At 72.5% G+C, this 8517-nt stretch carries 5 protein-coding genes; 1 reads left to right on the top strand and 4 read right to left on the bottom strand.

What is annotated here, in order from left to right:
* The coding region (locus tag ACKVMH_RS11400) for a hypothetical protein (protein WP_412700375.1) at positions 1–327 on the bottom strand (327 nt) is incomplete at its 3' end.
* A gap of 85 nt (positions 328–412) precedes the next feature.
* Between ACKVMH_RS11400 and ACKVMH_RS11395 the strand changes: the two genes are divergently transcribed.
* A complete protein-coding gene (locus ACKVMH_RS11395) occupies positions 413–3292 on the top strand; it encodes a translocation/assembly module TamB domain-containing protein (RefSeq protein WP_412700374.1) in 2880 nt (959 codons plus the stop codon).
* Positions 3293–3363: 71 nt separating this feature from the next.
* On the opposite strand, the gene ACKVMH_RS11390 is transcribed toward ACKVMH_RS11395, so the two are convergent.
* From ACKVMH_RS11390 to mnmG, 3 genes are all read right to left on the bottom strand, one after another.
* Positions 3364–4422: an SDR family oxidoreductase gene (locus tag ACKVMH_RS11390; RefSeq protein WP_412700373.1), complete on the bottom strand. Its 1059-nt coding sequence runs from the start codon at positions 4420–4422 to the stop codon at positions 3364–3366.
* A 144-nt stretch (positions 4423–4566) separates the two neighbouring features.
* Positions 4567–5886 carry a sialidase family protein gene (locus tag ACKVMH_RS11385; protein ID WP_412700372.1) on the bottom strand — a complete coding sequence of 440 codons (1320 nt, stop codon included), beginning with the start codon at positions 5884–5886 and terminating at the stop codon, positions 4567–4569.
* A gap of 39 nt (positions 5887–5925) precedes the next feature.
* Positions 5926–7815: a tRNA uridine-5-carboxymethylaminomethyl(34) synthesis enzyme MnmG gene (gene mnmG, locus ACKVMH_RS11380; protein ID WP_412700371.1), complete on the bottom strand. Its 1890-nt coding sequence runs from the start codon at positions 7813–7815 to the stop codon at positions 5926–5928.
* Positions 7816–8517: the final 702 nt, after the last annotated feature.

Here is an 8517-nt window from a genome sequence, read left to right as displayed (position 1 = left end):
GCGCCGGGGCCGCTGCAGGCGACGCTGGTGCTGCGCGGCGACACCGCGCCGCAGGCGGTCAAAGGGCTGGGCGAGGTCGTGACCGCACCGGACATCGGTCCGCCGGGCTGGCAGTTGCGCGCGGATGCCGAAGCGCTGGATATCGGCCTGCTCGCCGACCCGGGTGCGACGCCGAGCGAAGCCCCGATGGCGCTGCAGCTGCGCGCCGACGGCGTCGGTGGCCGCGCCACCATCAGTGGCGTGGTCCGCCAGGGCACGTTCGAGGCGCGCGTGCTGGAGTCGCGCGTGCAGGTCGAGGACCAGGTCCTGCAGCTCGATCCGCTGCACCTGCAGGTGTTCGACGGCGACCTGCGGGTGCGCGGCCGCGCAGACTTCAACAATCCCGCCGACGCCACGTTCCGCTTCGNCGCGCGTGCTGGAGTCGCGCGTGCAGGTCGAGGACCAGGTCCTGCAGCTCGATCCGCTGCACCTGCAGGTGTTCGACGGCGACCTGCGGGTGCGCGGCCGCGCAGACTTCAACAATCCCGCCGACGCCACGTTCCGCTTCGCCGCCAACGCGCGCGACCTGCGCTGGGGTGGCACGGCCGCCACCGGTGCACCGCCGTCGCCGGTGATCGAGGCCGACGGCGACTTCGGCCTGGCCGGCACGCTGCAGGCGTGGGCGCTGGTGGGCCGCGCCACGCTGCAACGGGCCGGCGAGCAGGCGACGCTGCAGCTGGACGGCCGCGGCAACAGCGAGCGCATGCGGCTGCAGTCGCTCGCCGTGGCGATGCCGACCGGCATGCTCGACGCGACCGGCACCGTCGGCTGGGCGCCGTCGCTGGCGTGGGACGTCGATGCGCGACTGGCCGGCTTCGACCCCGGCTATTTCGCCAGCGGCTGGGATGGCGCGGTCAACGGCGATATCGCGACCACCGGACGCACCCGCGCCGACGGCGGCCTGGACGTCGCGGTCGACGTACCCGATCTCGGCGGCCGACTGCGCGGGCGCGCACTCGACGGTCGCGGCCAGTTCGCGATGCATGGCGCGGCGCCGGCCGGGGGCACGACCCGCTACGAGGGCGAGCTTGCGCTGGCGTTGGGCGGCAGCCGGATCGAGGCGCAGGGTGAGGTCGGCGACCGGCTCGACATCGATGCGCGGTTCGCGCCGCTGCAACTGGCCGACCTGCTGCCCGACGGTGCCGGCATCCTGCGCGGCGAGGTCCACCTGGACGGCCCGCGCACCGCCCCCGATGTCCGCGCGCGGCTGGACGGATCCGGCCTGCGCTATGGCGACTGGACGGCCGCGTCGCTGCAGGTGGACGGGCAACTGCCGTGGACGGGCGGCGGTGGTGTGCTCGACATCGACGCGACCGGGCTCGACCTGGGCATCGCGCTCGACCGCCTGCAGGTGGATGCGCGCGGTGCGGTGGAGGACCTGCAACTGCAGGCCAACGCGAGCGGCGACATCGGCACCCTGGCACTGGCCGGCGACCTCGCCCGCAGCGGCGCGCGCTGGGCCGGTACGCTGGCCTCGCTACAGCTGCAACCGGCCCGTGGCGCCAGCTGGCAGTTGCGCGCGCCCGCCGCGTACGGCTGGAGCACCGCCGGCGGCGCGCTCGCGGCGCGGCTGGACGACGCCTGCCTGGCATCCAGCGCGGGCGGCGCGCTCTGCGTCGACGCCGACTGGCCACGCAACGGGCTGGCGGTGACCGGCCAGGGACTGCCGCTGTCGCTGGTGGCCGGCTACCTGCCCGAGCCGGAAGCCGGGCGCCCGTGGGTGTTGAGCGGCGAACTCGCGCTCGACGCGCAACTGCGCCCGGTCGGCAATGGCTGGAGCGGGCAGGCGCGGCTGTCGTCGGCCCGCGGCGGGCTCCGCACCAGCGAGCGCGCCCGTACCGAGCTGGTCCGTTACGACGACCTGCTACTCACCGCCAACTTCCGGCCCCAGGGCATCGAGGCCGAACTGGGCGCCGTGCTCAACGACGATGGCCGAATCGACGCGCGGCTGGCCACCGGCTGGGATGCCTACTCGCCGCTCGACGGCCGGCTTTCGCTCGACACCGACGAGCTGACCTGGCTGGAGCTGTTCTCGCCCGACATCGTCGAACCGACCGGCCGGCTCGAGGCGCGGCTGTCGCTCGGTGGCACCCGCGACACGCCGAGGCTGGGCGGGCAGGCGCAGCTGGCCGGTTTCAGCACCGAGGTCCCGGCGCTGGCGATCACCCTGCACAACGGCACGCTGCGCCTGGACGCGGCGCCCGATGGCAGCGCGCGCATCGCCGGCAGCGTGCGGTCGTCGTCGGCCGCCGGCAATCCGGACAGCGGCGTGCTGCACATCGACGGCACGCTCGACTGGCAGGGCGGCGACGCACCGCTGCAACTCGACCTGCGCGGCACCGACGTGCTGGTGTCCGACACCCGCGAGCTGCGCGCGATCGCCAGCCCCGACCTGCGCGTCAGCTACCGCGCCGGGCAGGCACTGGAACTCACCGGGGAGGTCGTCGTGCCCGAGGCGCGGATCGACCTGGAGGGCCTCGACCAGGGCGTGTCGGCGTCGCCGGACGTGGTCGTGCTGGACCCGCTCGACCCGGAGGCGGAACCCGGCGCGCCGCTGGCGATGGACCTGCTGGTGATCCTCGGCGAGGACGTGCGGATCGACGGCTTCGGGCTGGAGGGCGGGCTCGACGGGCGGGTGCGGATCCTCGCGCGGCCGGGCCGGCAGATGCTCGCCCGCGGCAGCCTCGACGTCAGCGGCGAGTACACCGCCTACGGCCAGGACCTGCGGATCACCCGCGGCCGCCTGAACTGGTCCGACGACCCGATTGCCGACCCGTTCATCAACCTGCGCGCCGAGCGCGTGGTCGGCGAGGTCACCGCGGGCGTGGATGTCGGTGGCCGCGCCAGCGCGCCCGAGGCGGAGGTCTGGGCCAACCCGGCCACCTCCCAGTCCGAGGCGTTGGCCTACCTGACCCTGGGCCGTCCGCTGTCGAGCCTGACCGGCAGCGAGCGCGGCGACGTCAACGCCGCCAGTGCCGCGCTCACTGCCGGCGGCAGCTTGCTGGCCTCGCAACTGGGCGCACGGATCGGCCTCGACGACGCCGGGGTGATGCAGAGCCGCGCGCTTGGCGGCAGCGTGTTCGGCATCGGCAAGCAGCTGTCACCGCGGCTGTATGTCAGCTACGGCGTATCGCTGCTCGGCACCGGCCAGGTGCTGGTGCTGAAGTACCTGCTGGGCCGCGGGTTCGACATCGAGATCGAATCGAGCACGCTGGAGAACCGCGGCTCGCTCAACTGGCGGCGCGAAAAGTAGCCCGGCTGCGCGAGGGCCTCAATGCCCCGCCCCGCGCGGACGCATGACCCGCGGCGGAGGCGCCGTGGCGGTCACCCGCGCGGTCCGCCCATCGCCGGCAGGATCACGCCGTTGATGTAGCCCGAGCACACCGGCGATGCGAGGAACACGTAGGCCGGCGACATTTCCTCGGGCTGCGCGGGGCGACGCATGTCGCTGTCCTTGCCGAACTTCGCGACCTTCTCCGCCGGGCGGTCGGCCGGGTTGAGCGGCGTCCACACCGGACCCGGCGCGACCGCGTTGACCCGGATGCCGCGGTCGAGAAGGTTGGCCGCCAGCGACATCGTGAACGCGTGGATCGCACCCTTGCTCGCCGAGTAGTCGAGCAGCTGCGCGCTGCCGAAGATGGCGACCTCCGAGCCGGTGTTGATGATGCTGCCGCCCTCGCCCATGTGCGGCAGCGCCGCGCGCACCATCCGGAAGTAGCCGCCGATGTTGGTCCGAAGGGTCTCGTCCCACTGCGCGTCGCCGATGTCCTCGGGCCGCGCGGCGTGCTGCTGGAACGCGGCGTTGTTGACCAGCACGTCGAGCCGGCCGAACGCCTTGACCGTCTGTTTGACGGCCTTCTCGCAGAAGCGGGTGTCCTTGACGTCGCCGGCGATGACGATGCAGCGCGCGCCCTCCGCTTCCACCGCCTGGCGCGTGGCCTCGGCGTCCTCGTGCTCGGACAGGTGGAGCACCGCGACGTCGCAGCCCTCGCGCGCAAACAGCACCGCCACCGCACGGCCGATGCCGGAATCGGCGCCGGTGACGATGGCGGCCATGCCATCGAGCTTGCCACTGCCCTTGTAGTCGGGTGCGAGGTAGCGCGGCTGCAACTCGAGCTCGTGCTCGTTGCCGGGCTTTTCCAGGTGCTGGGCCGGCATCGGGTTGGCCGGCTGCCGACGCGCGCCTGCCTGCACCGGCTGCTTCTTGGCCTTGCCGCCCGACGCGCCGGACTTCGCCTTGGCCTTCGCCTCGGCGTTGTCCTGGATCTTGCGTTGTTTGCGCGCGGTGGATTCGCCCTGGCTGGCGGAGCCGCTGCTCTTGGCCGCGGTGCTCTTGCTGGCGGCGCCCTTGCGGACGGGCGGTGTGGACTTGCGGGTTGCCATGGTTGCCTCGCCTTGTCGTTGGCGCGGCAGGCGCCGCGCGTCGGGGCGAGTCAACCAACCCAACCGTTCTGCAGGCGTGACCGCGACGCAATGGCAGCGTGATGCAGCCCTGCGTCGAGGGATGCGCGACGAAGTGGCGAGTGCTCAGCCAGCCAAGCGGATACGCGCACCGTGTAGCCGCGGCGCACCGTTGACCACGTCGGTCCAGACCACGTGAAGCGTACCGTCCGCCCCCATCGCCAGTTGCGCGAACCCGGTGCCGCGACCACGGCCCTGCAGTCGGGCGAGTTCGAACCGTTGCCACTCCTCCGACAGGTCGGGCGCGAGCCGGGCAAGCTGCAGCGACTGGCCGCTGCCATCCTCGCGCGTCCACAGCGCCCAGGCCGAACCGCCCGCGAGCACGACATCGACGCGGCCCTGCACGTGCGCGCCGCGGTCGAGCTCCAGCGGGGCACTGAAGTGGTCGCCGGCATCGTCGGAGCGTGCAAGCCGCAACGACGGCTCATCATTCGCAGCGGTGTACCAGCCAACCAGCACCGCGTCGCCGACGGCGTCGACCGCCGGGCCGTTGACCGGGCAGGCGGGCATCGTCCAGCCGTCGGCATGGACCGGCGCGGGCTCGGTCCAACGGCCGTCCTGGAAGCGCGTGGCGGCGATGTCGCGGATCTCCGCCGCGCTGCGGTCGCGATAGACCAGCAGGGGGCCGTGCGCGGTGACCGCGGTGTCGGTCTGGCAACAGTCGCAGGTCATGGCATCGATGCGGGTCTCGCCGCTGCGCGCCAGTACCGGATCGAACACCGCGGTGCGCAGCGTCATCGCCGCCGCATCGGCCGGTGCATGTCCGGCGGGTCCATCATGGCCACCGTCGTGACTGTCGTGGCTGGCGCCGGCGGTTTCGCGCCCGTCCAGCCAGGCGATCCCGAGCCGGTCGCGGCCGGCGGGCCACAGGGAAACAAAGCCGTGCTCGGTCGGGGTGCCATCGTCGTTGACCAGCACCGGCGCCGACCAGCTTGCGCCCCCGTCGGCCGAGCGCACCAGCGCGACGTCGTAGGCGTAGGTCGATGCGGCCGACTTCTGCAGCCAGTGCGCCCACACGGCGCCATCGGCGGTGGCCAGGATGTGCGGGGTGTCGGCCCAGTTGACGAACCAGTCGTCGCCGCGCGCGATCGCGTGCGGTGCGCTCCACTGGCCGTCGCGATGGCGGGCGAACGACAGCACGTGGCCGTCCTCATCGGGGCTGATCCAGGACAGGAGCAGGTCGCCGTCCGGTGTCGCGACCAGGTCCGGCTGGGCCGCATCGCCCTGCACTGGGAGAGACCACCGCTCGGGAGACCACGGCTCGATCGCCGCGTCCGCTGGCCGGGCAGGGGTGTCGGCAGCGGTCGTCGATGGTTGCTCGGTGGCCGGCTGGCAGGCCATCAGCGTGGTGGTCAGCAGGAAGGCAGTCGCGGCAGTGATTCGCATGGCCGCAGCCTAGCGCGGAGTCGACCGCGGGTGCGCGGCCTACGCGACGCGCTCGCGCCGCTGCCGTGCCAGGTGGACCAGCAGCAGCGAGATCGCCGCGGGCGTCATCCCCGGGATGCGCTGGGCCTGGCCGATGGTCTGCGGGCGCACGCGCTCGAGCTTGCCGGCGACCTCGGCCGACAGCCCGCGGACCACGGCGAAGTCGAAACCGGCGGGGATCGCGGTGTCCTCGTGGCGGCGCTGGCGCTCGATCTCGCCGCGTTGGCGGTCCAGGTAGCCGGCGTACTTGACCCCGATTTCCACCTGCTCGGCGACCGCCGGGTCGGCCACCGCCGGCTGCAGCGAAGGCAACGTCAGCAGCCGGGCGTAGTCCAGTTCGGGCCGCTTGAGGAGGTCGATCGCGCGGGTTTCGCGGCTGACCTCGACGCCCAGCTGCTGGGTGAGCTCACGGGCCAGCGGGTTGTTGGGCGCCGCCCAGACCGCGCCGAGCCGGGCCTGCTCGGCCTCGATCGCCTCGCGCTTGGCCTCGAACGCCGACCAGCGCGCATCGTCGACCAGGCCAAAGCCGCGCCCGACCGGCGTAAGGCGCAGGTCGGCATTGTCCTCGCGCAGCTGCAGGCGGTATTCGGCGCGGCTGGTGAACATCCGGTACGGCTCGGTGGTGCCGTGGGTGACCAGGTCGTCGACCAGCACACCGAGGTAGGCCTCGTCGCGACGCGGGCTCCAGCCGTCGGCACCGCGCACCTGCCGGGCCGCGTTGAGGCCGGCCAGCAGACCCTGTGCGGCGGCCTCCTCGTAACCGGTGGTGCCATTGATCTGCCCGGCGAAGAACAGGCCTTCGACCGCCTTTGTTTCCAGCGTGGCCTTGAGACCGCGCGGGTCGAAGTAGTCGTACTCGATCGCGTACCCGGGCCGGGTGACGTGGGCGTTGCCGAAGCCACGGATGCTGCGCACCAGCTCCAGCTGCACGTCGAACGGCAACGAGGTGGAGATGCCGTTGGGGTAGATCTCGGCGACCCCCAGGCCCTCGGGCTCGACGAAGATCTGGTGGCTGGCCTTCTCGGCGAAGCGCACCACCTTGTCCTCGATCGACGGGCAGTAGCGCGGGCCGACACCCTCGATCTGGCCGGTGTACAGCGGGCTGCGGTCGAGCGCGGCGCGGATGATTTCGTGGGTGCGTTCGCTGGTGTGGGTGATCCAGCACGAGACCTGCGCCGGGTGGTCGGCATGCGAGCCCATGAACGAGAACACCGGCCGCGGGTCGTCGCCCGGCTGCTCGTCCATCACCGTGTAGTCGAGGCTGCGCCCGTCGATCCGCGGCGGCGTCCCGGTCTTGAGCCGGTCCACGACGAAGGGGCCCTCGCGCAACCGCTGGGCGAGGGTGGTGGCCGGCGGCTCACCGGCGCGGCCGGCGGCATGGGTGGCCTGGCCGACGTGGATCCGGCCTGCCAGGAAGGTGCCGGCCGTCAACACCACCGCCGGCGCGTGGAAGCGCAGGCCGGTCTGGGTCAGCACGCCTCCGACCCGGCCATTGGCGAACTCGATGTCGTCCACTGCCGCCTGGAACGCGGTCAGCCCCGGCTGGGCCTCGACCGTGCGCCGGATGAAACCGCGGTAGAGGTTACGGTCGGCCTGGCAGCGGGTCGCGCGCACGGCCGGGCCCTTGCTGGCGTTGAGGCGGCGCCACTGGATGCCGGCGGCGTCGGCCGCGCGCGCCATGACGCCGCCCAGCGCATCGATCTCCCGGACAAGGTGGCCCTTGCCGATGCCCCCGATCGCCGGGTTGCAGCTCATCGCGCCTATCGTTTCGATGGCGTGGGTCAGCAGCAGCGTGCGCGCGCCGGCCCGGGCCGAGGCGAGCGCCGCCTCGGTGCCGGCATGGCCGCCGCCGACCACGATCACGTCGTATTGGTAAAAGCTGGTGCTCATCGTATGTCCGGACCCTGGCCGTGGGCGGCGGGGCGTGGTTGCGAATTCTACGGCCGCTGCCCGGTCGGGCTGCGTCGCTGACCACGGGATTCACAATCGGTGTTAACCCCGCGTCAACCTTGGCACGCTTCGTGCGTTCCCATTCCTGCACCCAGCGGGGCAGGCGCCTGGCGCCGGTCGGAATTGGAACAGGGGCTGACCAAGTGCCCGCAGGGGAAGCGCAGGGGCCGAATGTCGGGGGACATTCGGCCCCTTTTTTATTTCTGGCCAGCGCTGGCCGTTGAGGCCGCCACAAATGCGACCACGGTCACGCGATGCGCGGGACTTGCGCTGCGCGGGCGCGCGATTCGAGGGCCAAATCGATCCATGCAGGCGCGTGTGCAGCGCTGGGCGCGCGAGCCCCGGATACGCGAAAGCCCCGCGTGGCGGGGCTTCCGGTGTAGGCGCCGACGTCCGACAGGGACGGAACAGGGGGGATCCGTGATTCCGTGCCGGACGTCGACATTGAAGCGTCAACCCGATTACGTCGCATTACGACGCAATCTGTCAATACCCGCGGATCGCCGTCATCCGCGGACGCGCGCCTCAGGGTTCGACTTCGCGCGACCGCTCGACCGCGCCGCTGCGCGCCCGACGCATCACCTGCTCCATCCGGGAGCCGCCTCGCTCGCGCGCGGCCGGCGTCGGGGCCGGACGTGCGAC

This window comes from Lysobacter zhanggongensis (assembly GCF_046638635.1).
GTDB lineage: Bacteria > Pseudomonadota > Gammaproteobacteria > Xanthomonadales > Xanthomonadaceae > Novilysobacter > Novilysobacter luteus.
Note: the sequence above shows the minus strand (reverse complement) of the source record. Positions and strands in the feature narration are given on the sequence as shown.